The sequence below is a fragment of the Variovorax paradoxus genome, from assembly GCF_030811855.1.
Taxonomy (GTDB): domain Bacteria; phylum Pseudomonadota; class Gammaproteobacteria; order Burkholderiales; family Burkholderiaceae_C; genus Variovorax; species Variovorax paradoxus_L.
Genome location: NZ_JAUSRN010000017.1, coordinates 39,026 through 63,047, shown reverse-complemented (window position 1 = coordinate 63,047; position 24,022 = coordinate 39,026). Strand labels below are relative to the sequence as shown.

General features: G+C 62.7%; 20 protein-coding genes and 1 pseudogene. 18 read left to right on the top strand and 3 right to left on the bottom strand.

From position 1 onward, the window contains the following. Window positions 1-2: 2 nt before the first annotated feature. The gene (locus tag J2X92_RS25240; RefSeq protein ID WP_307579883.1) at window positions 3-971 is read right to left on the bottom strand and encodes a LysR family transcriptional regulator; all 969 of its coding nucleotides are present in this window, start codon (window positions 969-971) and stop codon (window positions 3-5) included. A gap of 217 nt (window positions 972-1,188) precedes the next feature. Between J2X92_RS25240 and J2X92_RS25235 the strand changes: the two genes are divergently transcribed. Both J2X92_RS25235 and J2X92_RS25230 read left to right on the top strand, forming a co-directional pair. Further along, on the top strand, window positions 1,189-2,160 hold the full coding sequence (locus J2X92_RS25235) for a tripartite tricarboxylate transporter substrate binding protein (RefSeq protein ID WP_307579881.1): 972 nt from the start codon (window positions 1,189-1,191) through the stop codon (window positions 2,158-2,160). Beyond that, the gene (locus J2X92_RS25230) at window positions 2,160-3,023 is read left to right on the top strand and encodes an alpha/beta fold hydrolase (RefSeq protein ID WP_307579879.1); all 864 of its coding nucleotides are present in this window, start codon (window positions 2,160-2,162) and stop codon (window positions 3,021-3,023) included. Before J2X92_RS25235 ends, J2X92_RS25230 begins: the two co-directional genes overlap by 1 nt. Window positions 3,024-3,046: 23 nt before the next feature. Here the strand turns inward: J2X92_RS25230 and J2X92_RS25225 are convergent. Further along, window positions 3,047-3,292, bottom strand: a pseudogene (locus tag J2X92_RS25225) (integrase core domain-containing protein); the annotation flags it as partial. 721 nt (window positions 3,293-4,013) lie between these two features. Here J2X92_RS25225 and J2X92_RS25220 point away from each other — a divergent pair. The 13 genes from J2X92_RS25220 to J2X92_RS25160 all read left to right on the top strand — a co-directional run bounded on the left by J2X92_RS25220 (window position 4,014) and on the right by J2X92_RS25160 (window position 20,677). Then, a complete protein-coding gene (locus tag J2X92_RS25220) occupies window positions 4,014-6,365 on the top strand; it encodes an indolepyruvate ferredoxin oxidoreductase subunit alpha (RefSeq protein ID WP_307579878.1) in 2,352 nt (783 codons plus the stop codon). After that, a complete protein-coding gene (locus J2X92_RS25215; protein WP_307579876.1) occupies window positions 6,355-7,857 on the top strand; it encodes an indolepyruvate oxidoreductase subunit beta family protein in 1,503 nt (500 codons plus the stop codon). Before J2X92_RS25220 ends, J2X92_RS25215 begins: the two co-directional genes overlap by 11 nt. Before the next feature lie 14 nt (window positions 7,858-7,871). Continuing rightward, window positions 7,872-8,285, top strand: a complete 414-nt coding sequence (locus tag J2X92_RS25210) for an acyl-CoA thioesterase (RefSeq protein WP_307579875.1) — start codon at window positions 7,872-7,874, stop codon at window positions 8,283-8,285. A gap of 41 nt (window positions 8,286-8,326) precedes the next feature. Beyond that, window positions 8,327-10,660 carry a bifunctional salicylyl-CoA 5-hydroxylase/oxidoreductase gene (locus J2X92_RS25205; RefSeq protein WP_307579873.1) on the top strand — a complete coding sequence of 778 codons (2,334 nt, stop codon included), beginning with the start codon at window positions 8,327-8,329 and terminating at the stop codon, window positions 10,658-10,660. A gap of 20 nt (window positions 10,661-10,680) precedes the next feature. Continuing rightward, complete coding sequence (locus J2X92_RS25200; RefSeq protein WP_307579871.1) at window positions 10,681-11,814, top strand: cupin domain-containing protein; 1,134 nt, start codon at window positions 10,681-10,683, stop codon at window positions 11,812-11,814. A gap of 57 nt (window positions 11,815-11,871) precedes the next feature. After that, a complete protein-coding gene (locus J2X92_RS25195; protein WP_307579869.1) occupies window positions 11,872-12,816 on the top strand; it encodes a fumarylacetoacetate hydrolase family protein in 945 nt (314 codons plus the stop codon). Window positions 12,817-12,840: 24 nt separating this feature from the next. After that, window positions 12,841-13,860 (top strand): carbon-nitrogen hydrolase family protein, encoded by a 1,020-nt coding sequence (locus tag J2X92_RS25190; RefSeq protein WP_307579867.1) that lies wholly within the window; start codon window positions 12,841-12,843, stop codon window positions 13,858-13,860. After that, on the top strand, window positions 13,857-14,618 hold the full coding sequence (locus J2X92_RS25185) for a maleate cis-trans isomerase family protein (RefSeq protein ID WP_307579865.1): 762 nt from the start codon (window positions 13,857-13,859) through the stop codon (window positions 14,616-14,618). Before J2X92_RS25190 ends, J2X92_RS25185 begins: the two co-directional genes overlap by 4 nt. Before the next feature lie 812 nt (window positions 14,619-15,430). After that, window positions 15,431-17,584 carry a xanthine dehydrogenase family protein molybdopterin-binding subunit gene (locus tag J2X92_RS25180; RefSeq protein ID WP_307579863.1) on the top strand — a complete coding sequence of 718 codons (2,154 nt, stop codon included), beginning with the start codon at window positions 15,431-15,433 and terminating at the stop codon, window positions 17,582-17,584. Window positions 17,585-17,602: 18 nt separating this feature from the next. Then, window positions 17,603-18,559, top strand: coding sequence for a dihydrodipicolinate synthase family protein (locus J2X92_RS25175; RefSeq protein ID WP_307579861.1), 957 nt, complete (start codon window positions 17,603-17,605; stop codon window positions 18,557-18,559). Between the two features lie 15 nt (window positions 18,560-18,574). Next, window positions 18,575-19,069, top strand: a complete 495-nt coding sequence (locus tag J2X92_RS25170; RefSeq protein WP_307579859.1) for a (2Fe-2S)-binding protein — start codon at window positions 18,575-18,577, stop codon at window positions 19,067-19,069. Continuing rightward, complete coding sequence (locus tag J2X92_RS25165; RefSeq protein WP_307579858.1) at window positions 19,050-19,868, top strand: FAD binding domain-containing protein; 819 nt, start codon at window positions 19,050-19,052, stop codon at window positions 19,866-19,868. Before J2X92_RS25170 ends, J2X92_RS25165 begins: the two co-directional genes overlap by 20 nt. Next, window positions 19,865-20,677: an aspartate dehydrogenase gene (locus J2X92_RS25160; RefSeq protein WP_307579856.1), complete on the top strand. Its 813-nt coding sequence runs from the start codon at window positions 19,865-19,867 to the stop codon at window positions 20,675-20,677. The genes J2X92_RS25165 and J2X92_RS25160 overlap by 4 nt, the downstream gene beginning before the upstream one ends. A 1-nt stretch (window position 20,678) precedes the next feature. Here the strand turns inward: J2X92_RS25160 and J2X92_RS25155 are convergent, their stop codons facing one another. Next, complete coding sequence (locus J2X92_RS25155) at window positions 20,679-21,602, bottom strand: LysR family transcriptional regulator (RefSeq protein ID WP_307579854.1); 924 nt, start codon at window positions 21,600-21,602, stop codon at window positions 20,679-20,681. A 65-nt stretch (window positions 21,603-21,667) separates the two neighbouring features. On the opposite strand from J2X92_RS25155, the gene J2X92_RS25150 reads away from it, so the two are divergent. The 3 genes from J2X92_RS25150 (at window position 21,668) to J2X92_RS25140 (ending at window position 24,006) form a co-directional block, all read left to right on the top strand. Further along, window positions 21,668-22,267, top strand: a complete 600-nt coding sequence (locus J2X92_RS25150; protein ID WP_307579852.1) for a 3-hydroxyanthranilate 3,4-dioxygenase — start codon at window positions 21,668-21,670, stop codon at window positions 22,265-22,267. Beyond that, window positions 22,264-22,776: a CoxG family protein gene (locus J2X92_RS25145; protein ID WP_307579850.1), complete on the top strand. Its 513-nt coding sequence runs from the start codon at window positions 22,264-22,266 to the stop codon at window positions 22,774-22,776. Before J2X92_RS25150 ends, J2X92_RS25145 begins: the two co-directional genes overlap by 4 nt. Before the next feature lie 63 nt (window positions 22,777-22,839). Next, entirely contained in the window at window positions 22,840-24,006 is a 1,167-nt protein-coding gene (locus J2X92_RS25140) for an ABC transporter substrate-binding protein (RefSeq protein ID WP_307579848.1), read from the top strand. The last annotated feature ends 16 nt before the right edge of the window (window positions 24,007-24,022 follow it).

The window sequence follows — 24,022 nt, the reverse complement described above, 5'->3', positions numbered from 1 at the left end:
CTTCAGCTCACGCAGGGCTCGTGCCAGTCTTGCAGAACATCCCTAGCCGTCTTCTGCATATAGCTCGTGAAGCTACCGAGCGCCGGACCCCGGCCGTGGTGCGGAACAAGAAGGCCGATCGGCGAGAAAGGAAAACGCTGGGCCCACGAGATTTCTGCGAGCAGGCCGGATTCCACACCACGTCGCACGATGCTGGCGGGAACGAAGGTCAGCAGATGCTGTTGCGAGAGCAGGCTCGAGAGCATGGTGGCTGAGTTGGTGACGACACCATGCATCTTTATCGGAGTTGGGGCGTGCGCGAAGAACGTATCGAATGCTTCCCGTGCGGCCATTGATGTCGGTGTTACGAGCCAGGTGGCGGCCACGAGGTCCGACATTGTCACGCGGCGCTTGCGAGCGAGCGGATGGGCATGACCAGCGACGATGGCAAACCGGTCCGGCCATAGAGGTGTGAAGGACCATCCATTGGGCAAGACAGGAGGTGCACGGCAGAACGCGCAGTCCACGTCGCCGTCTGCTACCAGTGAGGCTTGACGTGATGCGTCGGCCTCCTGCAGGTGCACAAGCACTCTCGGATGCAATTGGGTGAAATCATGAATCGTCTTGCCCAGGTGACTTTCGATGGCGGCCGAAATAGCGGCAACCCGGACCACCTCGTTGGCGCTTTGCGCCAGCGCAGCGGCTTGCGTGGCAGCGTCATCCATGATCCCGAGCGTTCGGCGGGCAAGTGGCAGCAACTGTGAGCCCGCTGGCGTCAGGGCCATGCCTCGCGCATGTCTCAAGAACAGCGTGCATTCAAGCAAACGCTCCAGTTCGGCGAGCGCCTGCGTGGCGGACGGCTGGCTGATGCCCACGGCCTCGGCGGCGCGTTTGACCGTCTGCAGCTCGGCCACTGTGACGAAGACGTGCAGGTGGCGTAATCGAGCACTGCTCAGAAGGCGGTTGCGAAGGGTGCTGGCGGAGGTACGCATGACTGCAATGAGCGGAAGGTCGTCTAAACCATGGTATTGGATTCTCCTATACCTTTGTGGAATTTTTGATTAGACGGCTATCCCAGAAGCTTCGACACTGGCTGGCACCGCACTGAACCGCACGCAGGATCAGCAGCCCACCCAGTGGCCCCGCCACTTGAGCCGAGATCTTTCGCCAATCAAATCTTGCCGGCTATCACCGGCGCCTGGAGACTGCATGAAGCGCAACCTCAATCGCCGATCGCTGCTGATCGCCATCACGGTCGCCGCCGCTGCCCCGCTAGCCCGGGCACAGGCTTACCCTGACAAGCCGATCACACTGGTCGTTCCATATCCCGCCGGCGCCTCGGTGGATCGCATCGGTCGCACGTTGGCAGTCGAGCTTGGCAAGCGCCTCCACAGCTCCGTAGTGGTTGAGAACGTTGCTGGGGCCTCAGGCACCATTGGCGCCAAGAAGGTGCAGCGGGCGCCGGCTGATGGTTATACGTTGCTGTTGGGATCGGTCAATGACTTGATAGTCGGGCCTGCGGCGCTTAAGTCGGGCTACTCAGTTCGAAACTTTACGCCCATCGCGAAACTTTCGACTAACAGCACGGTGTTGGTCGCCCACTCCGGGCTCGCTGCCAGCAACGTCGACGAGCTAACGGCCATGGTCGTGCGGGCCAAGGAGCCGTTGCTGTTAGGCGCCACCGGGGCAGCGATGATTCAGACCATAGGCGGTACGATCGTTGCGGACGCCGCAGGATTCAAGGTCAGCCCGGTCGTCTATAAGGGAGGCGCTCCGCTGCTCAACGACCTGATCGGCGGCCAGGTTCAAGTTGGCACTATGGCATTGACGGGAGCCTTGCCGATGATCCGAGCCGGCAAGCTCAAGGCTCTCGGCATCATTTCGGCACGACGGGATCCAACCGCGCCCGAAATTCCGACGGTTAATGAGAGTAAGACGGTCAGGGGCGCCGAGGCAGATCTCTGGACGGGCTTATTCGGTCCCGCAAACCTCCCCGCTCCCGTAGTCGCGCGGCTGGCGGCAGCAATGAGGGAAGTGCTGGCAGACCCGACGTACCAAGAGGGTGAGTTCAAGGCCGGCAGCATCGCTTCAGAACCCGGCGATCCGAAAGCCTTCCAGCAGTATCTGCAGCGCGAGGAGTTACGCCTGAGCCCCTTGTTGGCAAATCTGAAAGTCGAATGATGAGCGCTCTCGAACAGCGGCCGCTACAACGCGTCGTGATTGCCGGCGGTATAGACATCCACTATGCCGAGGAGGGCTCAGGATCGACGCTCGTTTTCGTGCACGGCGGGATGGGCGACTGGTCGTCTTGGGCGCCGCAATGGGCGGCCTTTACACCGCATTTTCGCTGCATCACTTACAGCCGACGCTACAGCAGCCCGAACCGAAATACGATCGACAGCCGGAGCCATTCCGTGCTCGCCGAAGCGGAAGACCTATCAGCTCTCCTTGAGCGCTGGCAAGCCACGCCGGCCGTTTTGATCGGCACCTCCTACGGCGCATTTACAGCTCTCCAGCTCGCTTTGGCGCATCCAGGTAAGGTCCGTGCCCTCGCGCTGACCGAGCCCCCCGTCCTGCCGTTTGCTGACCGCAGTGACGGAGGCCGCGATGCGAGGCTGCGTTTCCAGCGAGAGGTAATGGACCCGGCCGCCGATGCTTTCGCGGCGGGCGAACGTGAATCGGCAGTACGCCTGCTCACCGAAGGCATCAATGGCTCAGGCCCGGGCGAATCCAGCACCCCTGCAGGACGCGAGCGGCGGCTGCGCAATGCCGAGGCGATGCGCGCGCTCTTGATTTCCTCGGAACCATTTCCCTCACTCGACGAGGAGGCGCTGCGGCACTTTGATGCGCCGACACTTCTGCTATACGGCGAGCGCACGCTGGAAGTGCATCGCGCCACGACCATGGCCTTGTCCCGGTTGATGCCTCAGGCACAACTGCTGCAAGTACCGGACAGCGGACACGGCGTCCACCGGGACAATCCGGCTGTCTTTAACTCAGTGGTGCTCGACTTCCTTCAGCGCCACGTCCTTGGTTGTCGATGATAGCGTGGCGTCTGGCCACCCGGTCAGTTGTGAACCGTCAAGAGGTCATTTGCAGATTTGAGCCTGTGCATCGGAGCGATGCATCCGATGGGGCGGTGGGGTTGACGCCAGTTGTAGTGGTATTGTCGGCTCGCCAAGGCCTCGGTTCGCTGGGCTGAGTGCTGGTACGTCCAGCCATAGGCCCACTCACGCAATGCCGACTGGATGAACCGCTTGGCCTTGCCATTGGTTTGAGGCCGGTACGGCCCGGTGGAGTTGTGTCGGACGCCCGGCGCCTTTCAGGCCGCAGCGAATCCCTCGAACGACATCACAGGTCTCACCGACGAACTGGAGAACGAGGGAATGGTTGTGAGGGAAGTCGCAGCCCGCGATCGTCGCTCCTTTGTTGTTCGCCTCACGCCTCTTGGCAGGAAATCGTTCGAGAAGGTGGCTTCGACACATGAGAGTTGGATCGTGGAGATTTTTCTCGGCCTCGAGGCGGATGAACGAAACGTCCTCAATGATCTTCTGGGGCGGCTCCGCACGCACCTGGCACAAACATTGAACGACGCTGCCCTCGACGCCAAACGTACCGACCAAGAGAAAGCCACCCCTCGCCGACGCGCCAAGGTGACATAGGCCGCGCACGTTGGTTGATTTCGGGAACCGTCAAATTGCGGGTGTACTTCCCAGTGCACCAGGTAGCTCGGCAGCTGCTGCCTCCACTACTCACCTGTCAGTCGCCCCACGGCCACGCCCCTGCTCTAAACGCAGGATTGCCCGCCTGTGGCCGTCGCCACCAGACCCGATGTCTACGGCCGCCCAAAAGCAGTTCTGGCACAGCTCATAGATCCATCTCGTCAAGCGCCAGTACTTGGAGACCATCACCCCGCGCGGGTCCAAACCCTACCGAGTAAATATACATTACGAATCATAGCTTGACTTCTAAACTATCTTCTGGGAAAGTACCTCCCCTGTAGCACCAACACGTGCATATGACAGGAGAACAAGGTGGCAGAGCGGTCGTTCATAGAGGAAGTCAAAAAGCTCCGCCTGAGCAAGGGCGAAGTCTTCAGTGGCGAGGGAATCCTGGCTGTAACCAAGGCGCTCCTGGAGTCGGGGGTGGCCTACGTGGCGGGGTATCAGGGAGCACCTATCTCCCACCTCATGGATGTTTTGGCAGATGCGCAGGACATCCTGGCAGACCACGGCATTCGCTTTGAGAACAGCGCCAGCGAAGCCACCGCAGCCGCCACGCTTGCAGCCTCGGTCAACTATCCGCTGCGAGGCGCGATTACCTTTAAGGCAACTGTCGGCACCAACGTCGCGTCCGACGCTCTGGCCAACCTCGCTTCAGGCGGGGTGCTCGGAGGCGCCCTCATCATCGTTGGCGAGGACTACGGCGAAGGCTCGTCAATCATGCAAGAGCGCAGCCACGCGTTCGCAATGAAGTCGCAGATTTGGCTTCTCGATCCTCGCCCAAACCTTCCCAGCATCGTCCAGTCAGTCAAAGACGGTTTTGACCTTTCTGAAGCCACCAGCACGCCAGTCATGCTGCAGATGCGTATCCGCTCCTGCCATCTGCATGGTCAGTTCATCGCTGGCGAGAATTGCCGCCCCGCCTTCACGGTGAAGGACGCGATGGAGAACCCGCGACGCGACGTGAATCGCATCGTGTTGCCTCCCGCAAGTTTTCTGCACGAACGAGAGAAGGTGCAGGAACGCTGGCCCGCAGCTATTCGCTTTATTCAAGAACGACAGCTCAACGAGTTCTTTGCTGAAGATGCGGCTGACGCAGGCATTGCGCTTCAGGGCGGCAACTACAACAGCGTCATTCGCGCCCTGCAGAAACTAGGGCTTGCGAACGTCTACGGTGATACGAAGATTCCACTCTACGTGATGAACGTAGCCTACCCTCTGGTGGACGCGGAGTTCGACCGATTCTGCAAGAACAAGCGCGCCATTTTGGTTATCGAAGAGGGTCAGCCGAACTTCGTCGAACAAAACGTCGCTTCGATCCTCCACCAATCTGGTCTTAGTACCAGGCTGCATGGCAAGGACTTCCTGCCACTAGCAGGTGACTACAACACAGCCACGGTGCTCAAGGGCTTGCGCGGTTTCCTGGAATTGTATGGGCTCGTTGCGTCTGAGGCCCCTGCAGTACCCAAGCGTCGCCCCATCTCCATTCCGGTGGTGGCAGCGCAGCCGGCTACTGCGCCCAAACCCGCCATGGCGCTGCTCGGCGGCGATGAGGAAGTCCTTGACTCAAATGGCAACGACGAAAGCCTCCTCGGTGCAGCGAGGCCCGAGATTCACACGCTTTCCGACGATCTGGATGTATTGCCTCCACTAGACCAGACGGTGCACGCACGTCCCCCCGGTCTGTGTACAGGTTGCCCCGAGCGGCCAATCTTCACCGCAATCAAGCTGGTTGAGCGAGAGCTCGGAGAGCATCACATCAGTGCAGACATTGGTTGTCACCTTTTCTCCATCTTGCCCCCTTTCAATTTGGGTAGCACCACCATGGGCTACGGTCTTGGCAGCGCGAGTGCGGCTGCCTTTACAGTCGCTCCGGGCAGCGAGCCCGCCACCAAACGAGCGATCTCACTCATGGGTGACGGCGGCTTCTGGCATAACGGCCTCACCAGTGGAATTGCAAACGCGGTCTTTAACCGCAGCGACAACCTTACGGTCATCGTCGACAACAACTACAGCTCAGCAACCGGAGGCCAGGACCTGCTGTCCTCTCGTGCCCACAACCCCACCAGGAGCACAGGGCACGAGATAGAAAAGGCTGTCAAAGGCGTAGGGGTAGATTGGGTGCGCACCATCAAGCGCACGTATGACCTCAAAGCCATGACTTCTGCGCTGCGAGAAGCACTGACTGCGCGCGAAGTGGGGCCCAAGGTGCTTATCGCGCAAAGCGAATGCATGCTTAACCTCCAGCGCCGTGAGAAGAAGCAGGTGCGCAAGGCCATCGCAGATGGTCAGCGAGTCGTACGTGAACGCTTTGGCGTCGACCCCGATACATGTACCGGTGATCACTCCTGCATACGCCTTTCCGGTTGCCCATCTCTGTCGATCGGGGACAACCCTGATCCATTGCGCGAGGACCCAGTCGCGGTGGTTCTCGACAGCTGCGTAGGCTGCGGCAATTGCGGAGAGGTCTCACACGCCGCTGTTCTCTGTCCCTCCTTCTATCGTGCCAACATCGTGAGTAATCCGACACGCCGCGACAAGTTGCGCCAGCGAGTACGCAGCGCCGTTATCGGCTGGCTGCAGAGCCGCGAAGCAAAGCGTCGTGCTGTTTACGCGCCCGTTGCCTCGACCTCCCTTCAAGCGGGTGCATCGCATGCAGCATGAACCCATCAAAATTGCCATCCTCGCCATGGGTGGAGAAGGTGGAGGTGTGCTTGCCGACTGGATTGTCGATCTCGGCGAACACAATGGCTGGTTCGCACAAACCACATCGGTTCCTGGGGTTGCCCAGCGGACAGGGGCCACTGTGTACTACGTGGAGTTGTTCCCCGGTGCTGATGAGCCCGGTGCTCGCGCGCCCGTGCTCTCGCAGGCTCCGCTACCGGGTGACCTTGACATCGTGCTTGCTTCCGAGCTCATGGAAGCGGGCCGAGCGGTCCAACGTGGTTTCGTCACGCAAGACAACACCACGCTGCTGAGTTCGACTCACCGTGTTTATTCGATTGCAGAGAAATCGGCCATGGGCGATGGCCGCGTGGATAGCGATGCGCTTCTGCGACAAGCGCGCCGCGCTGCCAAACGCTTTGTGAGCTTCGATATGGCCGAGGTCGCCGAGCGGGCCGGCAGCGTGATTAGCGCTGTGCTTTTCGGCGCGCTCAGCGGAACTGGCGTGCTGCCCTTCAGCCGCGAGCAATTCGAACACACCATTGAACGCGGAGGTGTGGGAGTCAAGCCCAGCTTGAGGGCGTTCTCAGCGGGCTTCAGCGAGGCCCTGGATGCTCAGGTGGGAAACAAGCCCAAGGCGGCAACACACTCGTCCCCGCGGCAAGCGCTGTCCTACCACCCCGCGCTCGCCCCACTGGTTGAACGCGCAAACGCCCTCCCCACGGGAGTACCAGAGATCGCGCTCGAGGGGATTCGGCGCCTGGCTGACTACCAGGACCCCTTGTACGCTCGGACTTACGTTGACCGTCTCGAAACGCTCGCTACCGCTCCGGGTGGACGGGATTCCGCTCTACTGCGCGAAACGGCGCGATACCTTGCCTTGTGGATGTCCTACGAAGACACCATGCGAGTGGCGGACCTCAAGACCCGAGGAAGCCGCTTCGAACGCGTGCGCGACGAAGTCCGCAGCCGAGACGACCAGGTACTGGAAATCGAGGAATTCATGCATCCGCGCCTGGAGGAGATCTGCGAGACATTACCCAAGGACCTGGGCCTTTGGCTCTCTAAACCCAACTGGGCGAACCGCCTTGTCGGCCGCTTTACTCGGCAAGGTCGCGTTATTCGCACCAGTTCGCTCGGCGGTTTTCTCATGCTGTACACCCTTGCACGCTGGGGTCGCTGGCGACGCGTGACCCTGCGCTTTTCGCTTGAGAACGCGCGCATAGAGACTTGGCTTCAACGCCTGCGCCTCATTGCCTCACTCAACCCTCAACTGGCCCTCGAAGCCGCCCAATGCCAACGCCTCGTAAAGGGGTACAGCGACACCCATGCGCGCGGCTTGCGCAACTACGAAACCTTGATGTCGGTGGTCGACCGCCATCAGCGCTCTCTGGCGCCAGTCACGCTGCGTGAACTGCGTGATGCAGCCCTCGCGGACGAGCACGGTCACAAGCTCAAAGAGTGCCTTCAACGCCATGCGTTGACGCTCTAGAACCGGAAAAACCCATGACGAGCCGTCGTTTTGAATTGAAGCATCGCATTCGGTTCTCGGAATGCGACCCAGCAGGCATCGTGTTCTATCCGAGCTACTTCGTATTGTTCAACGATCTTATGGAAGCCTGGATAGATTCCCTGATACCCGATGGTTTCACTGGTTACATCAGCCAGAAGCGTTGCGGCTTGCCCACCGTTCACCTCGAGGCGGATTTCAGGGCCATCAGCCGCATGGGTGACGACGTGGTTCTCTCGCTCGAACTTCAGCGCTTGGGCAACAAGTCAATGAACCTGTCACTCGCCTGCACGGGAACGGACGGCGTGCTGCGAATGAGCGTTAAACAGACGGTGGTGACCACCTCTTTGGACACCCACGCGGCCGTCCCCATCCCCGACCAACTGCGCCAAGCGCTTAACGCCGCGTAACCCCAACAACCGAACCAGATTCCCTGATCAGGAGACCCATAGTGAAAATCGTCTGCCTAGGAGGCGGCCCCTCCGGCCTCTATTTCGGCCTGCTGATGAAGCTGCAAAACCCGGAGAACGAAGTTATCGTGGTCGAGCGAAATCGCCCCTACGATACTTTCGGCTGGGGCGTGGTTTTCTCCGACGCCACACTTGAAAATCTCCGCAAAGCAGATTCTGTTTCAGCTGACACCATCGCGGGTGAATTCAGCCGCTGGGACAACATTGACACCCATTTCAAAGGTCAGTGCGTAAGCAGCGGTGGACACGGATTCATCGGCATCGGTCGAAAGAAGCTTCTCAACATCCTGCAGGCGCGCTGCGAAGAGCTTGCCGTGAAGCTCGTGTTTGAGACGTTTGTCGAGGACGAGCAAGAGATAGCCCGAAAATACGACGCGGACCTGCTTATCGCCTCCGATGGCATCAACAGCGCGGTGCGCACGCGTTACGCTGAAACATTTAAGCCGGATATCGATCTGCGAAGCTGCCGTTTTGTCTGGCTAGGCACGCGGAAAGTCTTCGACGCGTTCACCTTCATCTTCGTGCCGACGGAGCACGGTTGGTTTCAGGCTCATGCGTACCAATTCGAGGATGGACTCTCGACATTCATTGTCGAGACTACCGACGAAGCTTGGCAAAAGGCCGGCATCGACAAGATGTCTCAAGAAGAAGGCATTGCCTACTGCGAGAAGCTGTTTGCGCCTTATCTCGATGGTGAATCGCTTATCTCAAATGCCACTCACCTGCGCGGCTCAGCGATCTGGATTCGCTTCCCGCGGGTGATCTGCAAGCAGTGGGTGCAATGGACTCACCCACACGGCAAGTCTCAGCGCGAAGTACCGGTTGTGCTGATGGGAGACGCCGCACACACTGCGCACTTCTCTATCGGTTCGGGTACCAAGCTCGCATTGGAAGACGCGATCGAACTCGCTCTAAGCCTCAAGACCAATGGCGGAAAGCTCCGCGAAGGACTCGCTCACTACGAGCTGGTCCGGGGTGTGGAAGTTCTCAAGATCCAAAACGCGGCTCGCAACTCCACCGAGTGGTTCGAGAACGTCGAGCGCTACGAAGGCCTCGCGCCCGAACAGTTTGCGTACTCACTTCTGACACGCTCGCAGCGCATCTCCCATGAAAACCTGCGAGTGCGAGACAAGACTTGGCTCGAAGGTTACGAGCGCTGGATTGCTCAGCGCTCCGGCACGCAGGCGAAGGCACCGGGTCGTCCGCTTCTGCCCATGCTTACGCCCTACACTGCCCGCGGGATAACGCTCAAGAATCGTGTGGTCGCCTCGCCTACGCTTCTCTATGCCTGCGAAAACGGCGTACCCGGTCAATTCCACCTGGTTCACCTCGGCAACCGTGCCTTGGGCGGGGCCAGCCTGGTGATGGTGGAAATGACGGCTGTCTCGCCTGATGCGCGCATTACGCCTGCATGTCCGGGTCTCTGGAACGACCAGCAAGTCCAAGCTTTTTCCGCGGTCACCACGTTTGTGCATGAAAACACAGACGCGCGTATCGGCGTGCAAATTGGTCATGCAGGCCGCCGCGGCTCGAGCCAACTCGGCTGGAAAAAACCAGATCATCCGCTGGAGAATGGCAACTGGCCCTTGATTTCTGCTTCAGCAATGCCTTACTCGCCGGGAGTTTCCCAGACTCCCCGCGCGATGAGGCGTGAAGACATGGAACGCGTTCGTGACGACTTCGTTGCAGCCACTCGTCGCGCCTCCTCAGCTGGCTTCGATTGGGTTCAACTGCAAGCGGGTCATGGCTTCTTGCTGTCTTGTTTCATCTCACCTCTCACCAATCAGCGCGACGATGAATACGGTGGCTCCTTGGAGAACCGACTGCGCTTTCCGCTCGAGGTTTTCACTGCCATGCGCGGGGCTTGGCCAGCATCGCTCCCCATGTCGGTTCGCATCTCGGCCACGGATTGGGCGTCGGGTGGAACCACCGTGGACGAGGCTGTGGAGATTGCCCGTCACTTCCGGGATGCTGGTGCTGACCTCATGGACTGCTCGTCCGGGGAAGTGACGCCGGAGCAGACCCCGGTGTATGGGCGTATGTATCAGACACCCATGGCAGACCGCATTCGCAACGAAGCTAACGTGCCCACTATTGCCGTCGGGACGATCACCGAGGCCGACCAAATCAACGGAATCATTGCCTCAGGACGTGCTGACCTTTGCGCCCTGGCCCGCCCACTGCTTGCCGATGCATCTTGGCTGCTCCGAGAGACAGCCAAATTGGGGTATCAAGACATCGCCTGGCCAGAAGCCTACAGCCATGGCAAAGAGCTTCTCGATCGCAACTTTACCCGTTCACAACCCAAACTTTGATCCTGTCACGAGGTCCCGCCATGAACCAGAGTTTCGACACACACCGTGAATCTGTAGCTGGGAGAGCCGACGTAGAGGACACGCCAGAGCTGGTGGCGTACTACAGAGAGCTCGAACGCCTGAACACCGCCGCCCTGTGGACGGTGGCCAACAAGATCGAGCCCTGGCAGCCCAAGTCAGAGTCCTTACCCGTCATCTGGCGCTACCGCGATCTGCGCGAGCATGTGCTGCGCTCGGTCGAGCTCGTCACCCCCGAGAAGGCCGGCCGACGCGTGATCTACCTGGACAACCCGGGGCGCCGCGAAGTCGCCGCCGCCGTGGGCTGGCTCTACTCCGGCCTGCAGGTCATGCGCCCAGGCGAGTCAGCCTCGGCCCACGCACACTCCCCCTCCGCGCTGCGCTTCATCATGGAAGGCCGCGGCGCCTACACCATTGTTGACGGCCACAAGATGACGCTCGAAGCCAACGACTTCGTGCTCACCCCCAACGGCACCTGGCACGAGCATGGCGTGGAGGCCGATGGCCTGACTTGCATCTGGCAGGACGGCCTGGACATCCCGCTGGTCAACGCCATGGAAGCTGGCTTTTATGTCGTGCACCCCGACCTGCACCAAGCCGTGGGGCATCCCGTCGATGACTCGGTGCACCTCTGGGGCGCAGCCGGCCTGCGCCCGCAGAACCTGGGTTGGACCAAGCCCTACTCACCGCTGTTCAAGTACCAGTGGGCCCCCACCTACGAAGCCCTGAGCCGCTACGCTGCTTCGCGCGAGGACAACCCTTTCGACGGTGCCCTCATGCACTACACCAATCCCGTCACCGGCGGCCACGTCATGGCCACCATCGGCGCGAGCATGCAGCTGCTGCGCCCCGGCTTCGTTGGCAAGGCTCACCGCCACACCGGCAGCTTCCTTTACCAGGTGGCCAAGGGCAAGGGCTACTCCATCATCAATGGCCAGCGCTTTGACTGGCAAGAGCGCGACATCTTCTGCGTGCCCTCCTGGGCCTGGCACGAGCACGTCAACGCCTCCCAAACTGACGATGCCTGCCTCTTCAGCTTCCACGACCTCCCCGTCATGGAGAAGCTGGCCCTTTATCGCGAGGAAGCCCTCGCCGACAACAGCGGCCACCAGCCCGTGCTGCCTGCGTCCACCTGACACCTCTGCACCTGTCAACCCCTCACCGCCTTCTGACGTACCCCCCGGAGTAAAAACATGCGCCTCGTCACCTACCGTGCCAACGTGAACGCCGCCGCCCGCCTGGGCGCCATCGTCGATGACCTTGTGATCGACCTGCAGCGCCTGGGCGCTCACGCCGCTCAAGCCATCCCCGATGACATGCTGGCCTTCATCGAGCTCGGCCCGCATGCCGTGGTCACCACCACTGCACTTCTGAAGAAGTACCAAGACCAGTGGCCTCTGGGCGTCACCTTGCCTCTGGCCAACGTCAAGCTGCTCGCTCCCATCCCGCGCCCTCGCAAGAACATCTTCGGCATCGGCCTGAACTACGTGGAGCACGTGGCCGAGTCCAGCCGCACGCTCGACACCTCCAAGGAGCTGCCCAAGCAGCCCGTGATCTTCTCCAAACCCCCCACCACCGTCATCGGCCCGGGCGATGCCATCGAACACAACGCGTCCATCACCCAGCAGATGGACTGGGAGGTCGAGCTTGCCGTGATCATCGGCCAACGCGCCAAGGGCGTGGACCAAGCCAACGCACTCGACCACGTCTTCGGCTACTCCGTGCTCAACGACATCAGCGCTCGCGACAACCGCCGCGCCGGCCAGTGGATCTACTCCAAAGGCCAGGACACCTACGCCCCTTTCGGCCCTGTCATCGTCACCGCTGACGAAATCCCCGATCCACACAACCTCAACCTCAGCCTCACAGTCAACGGCGTTGTGAAGCAGAACTCCAATACCCGTCATCTGCTCTTCAACATCAATCACCTCATCTCCGACATCAGCTGCGGCATCACCCTGGAGCCCGGCGACATCATCGCCACAGGCACCCCAGAGGGCGTGGGCGCCGGTCGGTCCCCTCAGGAATGGATGTGGCCCGGCGACGTCGTTGAAGCCACCGTCCAGAACATCGGCACCCTGCGCAACCCCATCGTCGCCGTCGGCAACCACCCTCGCAAACAACCGGAAACCGCTTAACTCCTGAGACCATAGGACAACTACATGCTGAACTTGCCTCACTTCAAGGCGGCCGCGGTGCAGACGGCACCAGTCTTCCTCGACACCGATGCCACCGTCGAGAAGGTCGTGCGCCTCATCAACGAAGCCGCCGACAACGGCGCCCAGCTCGTCGCCTTCCCCGAAGTCTTCGTCTGCGGCTACCCCTACTGGAGCTGGATCGGCAACCCCATCGAGGGCAGCCCCTGGTTCGAAAAGCTCGCACGCTCAGCCATCGAGATCCCAGGCCCCGAAATCACCAAGATCGCACAGGCCGCCGCGCGCCGCAAAATCAACGTCATCATCGGCGTCAACGAGCGCAGCCGCTACGGCATCGGCACCATCTACAACACGCTGGTCACCATCGGCGAAGACGGCCGCATCCTCGGACGCCATCGCAAGCTCGTGCCCACATGGGCCGAAAAACTTACCTGGACTCCGGGTGACGCCTCCGCCCTGCGCGTGCACCAGACCAGCATCGGGCCTCTCGGCTCTCTGGCCTGCGGAGAGAACACCAATACGCTCGCACGCTTTGCACTGCTCGCCCAGGGCGAACTCGTGCACGTGGCCAGCTATATCTCCCTGCCCGTGGCCCCGCCGGACTACGACATGGCCGAGGCCATCAAAGTGCGCGCTGCCGCGCACAGCTTCGAGGGCAAGCTCTTTACCATCGTCTCCTGCTCGACCGTCTCCGAAGAGATCATCTCCTGCCTGGAAGCCGACTTCCCTCAGGCCCGCAAGCTGCTCACGCGCCGCAACAGCGCATTCTCCGGCGCCATCGGCCCAGATGGCCGCGTCATCGGCCAACCCCTCATCGACGAGGAAGGCATCTACTACGCCGATATCGACCTCTCGCGCTGCATCCAGCCGCGCCAAATGCACGACATCACCGGCCACTACAACCGCTTTGACGTCTTCGACCTGCGCGTCAACCGCCGGCCCCTGCAGGCCGCCCGCTTTGACGACGACTTCGAACCCATCGCCCTCGAACCCTCCCCGGAACCCACCCAGGAAGCCCAGCCATGAGCGCCGCCCGCAGCTACCGCATTGGCCAGATCGTGCCCTCCTCCAACACCACCATGGAGACGGAGATCCCAGCCATCCTGCGCGCCCGTGAAGCGCTCCACCCCGAGCGGTTCACCTTCCACTCCAGCCGCATGCGCATGAAGCACGTCACAAAAGACGAGCTGGCATCCATGGACAAAGATAGCGACCGCTGCGCGCTCGAACTCTCCGACGCCCGCGTCGACGTGCTCGGCTACGCCTGCCTCGTCGCCATCATGGCCATGGGCCTGGGCTACCACCGCCAATCCGAGAAACGTCTGCACCAACTCACCGTCGACAACGCAGGCCCCGCCCCCGTCGTGACCAGTGCTGGTGCATTGGTCGATGGCTTGCACACGATCGGCGCCAAGAAGGTCTCCATCCTCACCCCCTACATGAAGCCCCTGACGCAACTCGTCATCGACTACATCGAGAACGAGGGCATCGAGGTCGTCGACAGCATCTCCCTGGAAATCCCAGACAACCTCGAAGTGGGCCGTCAGGACCCCCGCGCTCCCATCGAGATCACTCGCAAGCTCAACACCTCTGGCGTCGACGCCATCGTCGCCTCCGCATGCGTCCAGATGCCCTCTCTGCCCTCCCTTCAGCCCATCGAGGACCGCCTGCGCATCCCCGTCCTCTCCTCCTCCGTCGCCACCACCTACTTCATGCTCAAACGACTGGGCCTCTCCACCAACGTCCCAGGCTTCGGATCACTCCTCTCCGGAAAATTCGACTGAGCAGAGTACGCGCCCGCTACCCGCAACTTGAGCCAAGTAGGAAGATACGCAGCTTGCTGTGTAGCGCCGTTACACCAAGGGTGTGACACGGCTCTTTGGTGCCTGCTAGCCGGCGGCAGGTGGCAACGGCAAAGTGCGTGGGAGCTGAACCCACAGTCATATGGAGCCTTGGCGTGATCGCGTGCATGACACGCGGCTGGGACGCCGGCCAGAGCGCGCCGAGCACAGGACGCCGACTCTACGTGTCAGTGCCGGCGCGTCAATGCCCGGCGGCAATCGCATGGATTCACGCCATTCATGGCCGCGGACCGGAATGCATTGCTATGCATCGGCTTCTTGATGCCCGCCATCCGACTTCGATGCCGCGGGCTACTGCGGCCTTGAAGGCGAACACGCGCGCACTGACCGGGACCGGCCCCAAGCTCTCCTTCCGATAGGGCGGCCGCATTGGTGCAACTGGCTCGCCGCTGATCTCAGACCCGCCGACGCATCCAAAGCGAGGTACACGATGCCGCCGCCGGAGGTTCGCCATCGCGCTCGGTTCCGAAGCTTCCGCCCATTCCCTGCTGCGCTCAGAAATTTGTCGCGGGTGCTTGTGCGCTGGTCACCCGTCGGCAACTTCGCGGACCGGATCTGCGCGCTGTGGCCGCACGCGCTGCAGGTTCCAAAGCTGTGCGGTTCCTGCGCAGCCGCCGTGCCGCGGGGTATCCACCCCAGCAGGGGATGCTGCGACCGAATGGGAGGAATTCAGTAAGCGGGCTTCTGAATCGACAAATATTTGCCGATTGTTGCAGCGCGGGCTTGGTCCTGTAATGCTGCTCGTGACCGCAGCATTCATTCCATCGCCAGAGCACGCCATCTCCCGCCCGAGCCGGCGAGAAGACGCGGCGCTGCTGCGCGGCGCCGGCCGCTACGTCGGAGACATCTCGCTGCCGGGCATGCTCCACGCGCTGTTCATCCGCAGCCCTTACGCGCACGCACGCGTGCTGAAGGTCGCGACGCACGCCGCGGCAGCGTGCGACGGCGTCGCCGCCGTCCTGACCGCCGCCGACCTCGCCGGTGTTCCGCGTGCCGAGATCAACGCATTGCTGCCCGGGATGCGCGCTCCGGAGGGCGACTTGCTGGCCGTCACCCATGTCCGTTCGATCGGAGAGCCGGTTGCCCTGGTTGTCGCGCAGAGCATTGCGCAAGCTGAAGCAGCCGTCGGCATGGTGGACATCGAGTACGAAGAGCTCGCACCCGTTCTGCCGTTTGCCGAACCCGGGACTACCTGGGGCGGATCCGGGGACCCACTCGTCGCCGAGATTGCGTTCGCGTCGGGGGCCTTGCGCGACGAGGCGCCGACCGCCACCGTTTCAGTGGAGATGCCGCGGGTGTCCCCTGCCCCACTGGAGCCGCGAGCCTGCCTGGCGGCATGGGACGCGACCGCCGGCACCATGACTGCCTGGCTGTCCACACAGACGCCGAGCCGCGCACGTGCAGACATCGCCGGGTGCCTTGGCATTCCTCTGGCTTCCGTGCGGGTGATTGCCCCGGACGTCGGCGGCGCATTCGGTGGCAAGGCTTCGATTTTTCCCGAGGACCTGATGGTCGCCTTCGCGGCCCGCCTCCTCGCATGCCCCGTTCGATGGCAGTCCACCCGGTCGGAAGACCTTCAGTACGCCACCCACGGGCGCGGCTCGCATTCATGCGGCGCAATCTGGCTCGATACCGCCGGCTCTATCGTTGCGGCGCAGGCTTCGTTCGAATTCTCGCTGGGGCATTGGCTGCCCTACAGCGCGCTGGCCCCGATGCGCAATGCGCAGCGGATCTTCCCCGGGCCCTATCGCATGGCTGGTCAGCAGTCGCGCGCCACGGCAAGGCTCTCGAATACGGCGGCCGTGAACATCTACCGCGGCGCCGGACGCCCGGAAGCGGCAGTGCTGATGGAGCGGCTGGTGGACGCTGCGGCCTGCGCCGCGGGGATCGAACCGCTGGAACTAAGGCTGCGTTCGGTGTGGCCCGCCGAGGAACTGCCCGTCAGCCTTCCCAATGGAGAAACGCTCGACAAGAGCGACCTGGCGGGCCTCTTGCGGCAGGCCTCCGAGGCCTTCGACTACAACGGCCGGCGCCAGGAACAGGCGCAGCGACAAAGAGCCGGCGAACTTGTCGGCATCGGCATCGGCCTCTATGTCGAGCCCTGCGGCCAGGGCTGGGAAAGCGCACGCGTGACTTGTACCGCACCCGGCCACTACACCGTGGCGACTGGAACGACCGCGCAAGGTCAGGGGCGCGAGACTGCCTTCAGCGCCATCGCCGCCGCTGCGCTTGGCTGCGATCCGTCCAAGGTGACGGTTCTGCACGGAGACACGGCCAGCTGCCCCCCCGGCATTGGCGCACTGGCCAGCCGCAGCACCCCAATCGGAGGATCGGCGGTGCTGGTTGCGGCGACGCGGCTGAAGAACGAACTCGAAGCGGGTGCAGCGCTGCCCCATGTCGTGGAAGAGGTTCATCACGCCGCGAGCGAGACATGGGCCTCCGGCTGCGTCATCTGCCAGGTGGCCGTCGATCGGGACACCGGCACGCTCACGATCGAACACCTGACCTGGGTCGACGATGCGGGCCAGGTGATCGACCCGGTCCTGGTTCGCGGGCAGATGCTGGGCGGCATGGCCCAGGGTATCGGGCAGGCGCTCCTCGAACGGGTGGTGTACGACGAAAACGGCCAGCTACTGACAGGGTCCTTCATGGACTATGCGATGCCGCGTGCCGACGACATGCCCCGCGCGATCCATCTGGAAAGCCGCCCTACGCGCAGTAGCGCGAATCCGCTGGGCGCCAAGGGCGTGGGCGAGGCCGGCTGCATCGGCGTCCCTGCGGCGCTGCTCAACGCCGCCCACGACGCGCTGGGCAACGTACCAGGCCGGGACCTGCAGTTCCCCCTCACGCCCGAGCGCCTCTGGCGCGCCATCCAGGCACAGAACTGAACTTTGACTGAACCAACCATGAAATACACGAAAGCCAACGCGCAACAGTACGCCAAGCAGCACTTCACCGGCGTCTGGGCCGCTTCGGTCACGCCTTTCAGGCCGGACGGATCGTTCGACGAAGAGGGCTTCCGCAGCAACATCGCTCATTGGATCGGGCCGCTGAAGGTGGCCGGGCTTTTCGTGACCGGCAAGCAGGGCGAGGCGTTTTCCATGACGCTCGAGGAACGCAAGCGCAGCTTCGAGATCGCGGCGCAGGTTTGCGAGGGTCGCGCCCGTACCGTGATGTCCTGCTCCGACACCCAGCTCGACACCGTGTTGGATCTTGCCCGCCACGCCCAGGCCGTGGGAGCCGACTGGGTGATCGTGCACAGCCCCGTGCTTCACTTCTGCAACGACCCGGAGGAAACGGTGTATGAGTACTACCGCCACCTGTGCGAAGTGCTGGACATCGGCATCGCCATGTGGAACCACCCCGACTGCGGTTACATCATGTCGCCGCAGCTGTGCGCCCGCATCGCCGCGCTACCCAACATCGTCGCCATCAAGTACAGCGTGCCGCGCGAACAGTATGCGGAGTTGACCCGCCTGGTGGGGGACAAGATCCAGGTGAGCACCGCATCCGAGGAGGAGTGGCTGGACAACATCATCGAGCTCGGTTGGCGCCTGTACCTTTGTTCGACCCCGCCCCTGCTGCTGCAAACGGCGAGCGACACCCGCATCCACGACTACACGCAACTCGCCTTCCAGGGCCGCCATGAAGAGGCGCGCGCCGTACGCGACAGCCTGAACCCGGCCAGGCAGGCGTTCCGCAACAGCCGACCCAGCGGAACACCACAGGCGCACACCAAGTACTGGCTCGAGTTGCTGGGCCAAGCTGGCGGGCCGGTGCGCCGGCCGCTGCTGGGCCTGACCGAGGCGGAGAAGGCGCACGCGCGCAAGGCTTTCGCGGAAAGCGGCCTGCGCCTGCCCTGAAAAGTGGAACATTCCATGCGTCAAATCGCGCTCGAGGTCAACGGCGCCCGCGTCATGCACACGATCGCCGACAACTCGGTCACGCTGGTGAACTTCCTGCGCGAGCAGATGGGGCTGACGGGCACGCACGTGGGCTGTGACACCGCGCAGTGCGGTGCCTGCACGGTCCTGGTAGATGGCAAGGCGATCAAGTCCTGCAATGTGCTGGTGGTGCAGGTCGACGGAAAGCGGGTGCGCACGATCGAAGGCGTGGCCGACGGCGAGACGCTCCATCCCATGCAGCAGGCCTTCTCTGCACGGCACGCCCTGCAATGCGGGTTCTGCACACCCGGCATGGTCATGCGCGGAATCTCGATGGCTTGCGAAGGCACCCCGCCGGACCCGGAACGAATCCGTAGCGGCCTCTGCGGCAACCTCTGTCGCTGCACCGGGTACGAGGGCATCGTACTGGCGATCGCCGATGGCATGCGCGAGATGCAAAAACAAGGGGATGTTTGTGCAGGCCTTTGAATACTGCCGGGTGCGCACGGCCAGCGATGCAAGCGCCCTCCTGCGCGAGCATCCTTCGGCCAAGCTGCTCGCAGGCGGGCAGAGCCTGCTGGCTTCGATGCGGATGGGGCTGCTGACCACCGAGATGCTGGTGGACCTGCAGGACGTGGCGGAGCTCCACAGCTGCCAGCTTCTACCCGGCGCCTCCCTGGAGCTCGGCGCCATGCGGACCCATGGCGCAATTGCCACGGATGGCGCGGTACGCGAGTTCTCGCCGGGACTGGCAGCTCTGGCCGGCGACATTGCCGACAGCCAGGTCCGCAACATGGGCACGATCGGCGGCTCGCTTGCCAATGCCGATCCATCCGCGTGCTGGGCTGCCGGCGCGCTGGCGCTCGACGCCGAGATAACGACGTCACGCCGGACGCTGCACATCGACGACTTCTTCACCGGCCTGTTCGGCACCGCCCTCGAGCCCGACGAGGTGTTGACCAAGGTCCGCTTCCGTCGGCCCCGGCGCTTCGCGTACCTGAAACACGAACAGTCTGCATCCCGGTTCGCGATGGTTGGCGTTGCGGTGGCCGACTTCGGCGATCACGTCCGGGTTGCCGTCAACGGGACCTTCGAGGGTGCGGTGCGCGTTCCACAGTTCGAGCAAGCGTTGCAGACCCGCTTCGACGCCGAAGCCCTTGCAAATGCCGCGCTGCCGGCTGACCTCATGCCGACCGACATTCACGCGGGCGCCGACTATCGCGCTCACCTGGCCACCGTGCTGTGCAAGCGGGTCGTCTGCAAGATGAACGAAGGAGACGCACCTTGAAGCAGCAGATTCCGGACAGTCCCCGCCGGGTAGCCCTGATCGGGTTCGGCGCCCTCGGGCAGGCGATAGCGGCCGAACTTTCCGCTGACAGGCTTGCGGGGGTCGTCCTTGCGGGCGCCCTGGTTCTGCCGGGGCACGCCCATGAAGGACTCGCGTGCGCCTGGGAGACGATGGACGAACTGCTCGACAGCGAACCTGACCTTGTGATCGAGGCGGCAGGCCACGCCGCCTTGTCCATTCATGCGACCCGCTGTCTCCTGGCGGGCCACGACCTGGTGGTCGCCTCGGTAGGCGCCCTGATGGATGAGCCCCTGCGCCACAGGCTCCTGGAGGCGGCGCGACAGGGCCGCAGTCGGCTGGTGGTGCCCTCGGGTGCGCTCGGAGGTCTGGACTACCTGCGCGCTGCGCGTCGGCTCGGTCCGGTCAACGTGAGCTATGTCGGGCGCAAGCCGGTCAAAGCATGGAGGGGAACGGCTGCCGAAGGCATGGTCGATCTGGACAAGGTCACAGAGGCCGCGACGTTCTTCCGCGGCGCAGCCACCGAAGCGGCCACCCTGTTTCCTCAGAACGCGAACGTGGTCGCCGCGCTGGCCCTGGCGGTGGACGATCCGAAAAGCGTGTCGGTGGAGTTGGTGGCGGATCCCCGCGCAACGCACAACAGCCATGAAGTGCAAGCCGAAGGCGCTGCAGGCAGCATTCACTTGGGCGTGCGGAACGAGCCGATGGCGGGCAACCCAAAAACTTCGCGGATCACAGCGTTCAGCCTGCTCGAGGTGGTGGCGGCCCGACTGGGCCAAGGCCTTTGCTGAGTCACATCGAATGCAGGCCCTTGACGAACTCCATCAAATGCTCCTGCATGGCCAGGGCGGCAGCCGCCGGCGTTCGCTGGCGCAGCGTTGCGAGGGAGACATGGCGCGACAAGGTGGGCGCGGCAAGCGGAACGCCGCATACTTCGCCGACGGTGTTGAAGCGGACCGCGTAAGCGGGCAGGATGGCGACCCCCAGGCCCGCGCCCACCATCGCGATCGCGGTGGCGACGTGATTCACCTCCTGGACGGGCCGGGCTGTCCCGCCCAGGTCGACCAGTGCGTGATCGACGATGGCGCGCAGGCCACTGCCCTTGCGCATGGCAATCATGGGCTCCGCGAGCGCCTCGGACCAGGCGACTTCCGGCTGTTGCGCGAAGCGGTGGCTGCAGGGACAGACGAGCACCATGGTGTCGCTGAGCAGCACCTGTGCCCGCAATTCCGGATGCTCGCCATCCAGCGTCGCAAGCATGAGGTCGAGCTCGCCAGCGCGCAGGGACTCGATCAGCTCGGGGGCCGACGCGTCCAGGGCCCGCACCGTGATTCCGGGATAGCGCAGGCCGAAAGCCTGGATCGCCACCGGCAGAACGCTCGCGGCCAGCAGCGGCGTTGCACCGATCCGGACGCGCCCCCTGCGGATTTCTTTGACCTCCCGCAGGTCCGACGTGATTCGATCCAGGTCCGCCAGGAGTTGCTCCAGGGACACCAGCAGTTCCCGGCCTCCTTCGGTGAGTTCCAGGCGACGCGTCGTGCGGTCGAGAAGCCGCAATTCCAACTCGCCCTCGAGGTTGCGTATCAGGGACGACAGCGCCGACTGGGTAATGAACAGCTGCGCTGCTGCGCGCGTGAAGCTTCCGGCTCGCGCCACCGCCACGAAAGCGCGCATCTGCTTCAGCGAGATGTTGCGCGTGTCAGCACGCGCCGGCACCGCAGCCGACGGGGGTTCGCCCGCGCTGTTGGAAGAGTGTTCTTTCATTGATTCAGGAGAGTTCGATGCTCAAGTACGGATACCCCCTCAACTTCGACCAGTGGCTGGCGACGAATTCCACCAGCTTCGCGCCGCCCGTTGGCAACAAGCAGATCTGGGCCGACTCGGACCTGGTCTGCACGGTGGTGGGCGGCCCCAATCAGCGCTCTGACTTCCACGACGATCCGTTCGAAGAGTATTTTCACCAGTTTCGAGGCACAGCCTACGTGCTCCTGTGGGACCGTGGCCAATATGAGCGCGTCACCCTCAACGAAGGTGACACTTTCTTGCTGCCGGCTCATGTGCGGCACTCACCCCAGCGACCGCAAGCGGGCAGTCTGTGCACGGTGATCGAACGCTCACGCCCCGATGGAGTCAAGGATGCGTTCGAATGGTCTTGCGCCGTCTGCGGACACCTGGTGCTTCGCAAGGAAATCCAGCTCCAGAGCATCGTGTCCGACCTCCCGAAGGTGTTCCAGCAGTTCTACGAGACCAGCGAAGCGGAACGTACCTGTTCGAATTGCGGGGCGATCCATCCGGGCCGCGACTGGCAGCGGTGGCATGCCACGCTTGCGGCGCAGCACCCCGAGGTGGCGCTGCCCACGGACGCAAAGGATGCGCGATGAAATTCCAGAACGAACGCGAACTGCCCGTCAGCGTAACCACCGCCTGGGCGGCGCTCAACGACGACGCCATCCTGCATCGTTGCATCCCCGGCTGCGAGTCCTTGCAGCGGGCGGAACCCGATGTGCTGAAGGCTGTGGTCGTGCTGGCAATCGGCCCGGTCAAGGCGCGCTTCAACGGCACGGTGCGGTTCGAGGACATCCAACCGCTCAAAGGCTACCGCATGGTCTTTGAGGGAAATGGTGGGATCGCCGGCTTCAGCAAGGGCACCGCCGAGGTGCAGCTGGCCGAAAACGCAGATGGGACGACCAAACTGGCCTATGTGGCGGAGGCCCAGATCGGCGGCAAGATCGCCCAACTGGGCTCGCGCCTCATCGATGCTGCCAGCCAGAAAATCACCGGGCAGTTCTTCGCCCGCTTCGAGCAGGAGCTGTCCAACGCTTGCGCCGTTGAAGCTGCAGCTCCCCTCAATGCATCGGATGAAGCGGGCCCTTGGCTTCGCTCTTGCTAGCCCCGAACCGAGCCAAGGCACCCGTCCTTTCCTACGCAGTCCCAACACTTAGCGGAGACAGACATGACCAGGACAATGATACGAATTGCGGCACTCTGCACCTTCACCCTCCTCGGGTGTGCGGCGGCCGCGCAGACACGGGTCGGGTTCATCGGGACCTTCTCCGGTCCGGGAGCAGCTTTGGGACAGGACCAGTTCGATGGCTTCATGCTGGCGGTTGAGCAAAAGGGCGGCAAGCTCGGAGGCAGCCCGGTCAATGTCATCAAGGAAGACGACCAGCTCAAGCCCGAGCTCGGCGTCCAGTTGGTGCAGAAGCTGGTCGAAAAGGAAAAGGTCGACTTGATCACCGGCATCACATTTTCAAACGTGATGATGGCCACCGCCAAACCACTGGCCGCAGGGAACCAGATCTTCGTCGGCTCGAATGCGGGGCCCGCCGCACTCGCCGGCTCCCAGTGCAACGCCAACTTCTTCTTCACGTCCTGGCAAAACGACGCCCTGGCCGAAGTACTCGGCAAATACGCCAACGAGAAGGGCTACAGGAAGGTGGTGATGCTCGCCCCCAACTACCAAGCCGGCAAAGACTCCATCACCGGCTTCAAACGCTATTTCAAGGGAACAGTAGTCGGCGAGATCTACACCCAGTTGAACCAACCGGACTACGCAGCGGAACTCGCCCAGGTTGAGGCACTGGCGCCGGATGCAGTCTACGCATTCTTCCCAGGAGGCATGGGGATCAACTTCATCAAGCAGATGAAACAGGCAGGGCTGCTGAGCAAGATCCCTCTGCTCACCGTCGCAGCGGCAGACGGGACGACGTTGCCGGCCCTGAAGGAATCGGCCGAGGGCGTGTTGATGGGTGCCCACTGGGGACCGGACTTCACGAATCCCGCCAACAAGGCTTTCGTGGCCGCGTTCGAAGCCAAGTACAAGCGCATCCCGTCGCAGTACGCAGCCCAGAGCTTCGACGCCGCCATGTTGATCGACAGTGCATTGAGCAAGACGGGCGGTTCGGCGGCCAACAAGGCCGCGCTGCGAGATGCGCTGCGGCAGGCCAAGTTCGAGTCGGTCCGGGGGCCTTTCAGCTTCAGCAAGAACGGGTTTCCCGTTCAGGACATGTACGTCTTCCAGGTGGCAAAGGACGACAAGGGCCGGACCTCCCTGAAGACCATCGCCTCACCGCTCAAGGCCCATGCGGACGCCTACGTGGCCGAGTGCCCGCTGCGCTAGCTTGCAAAAGAACTTC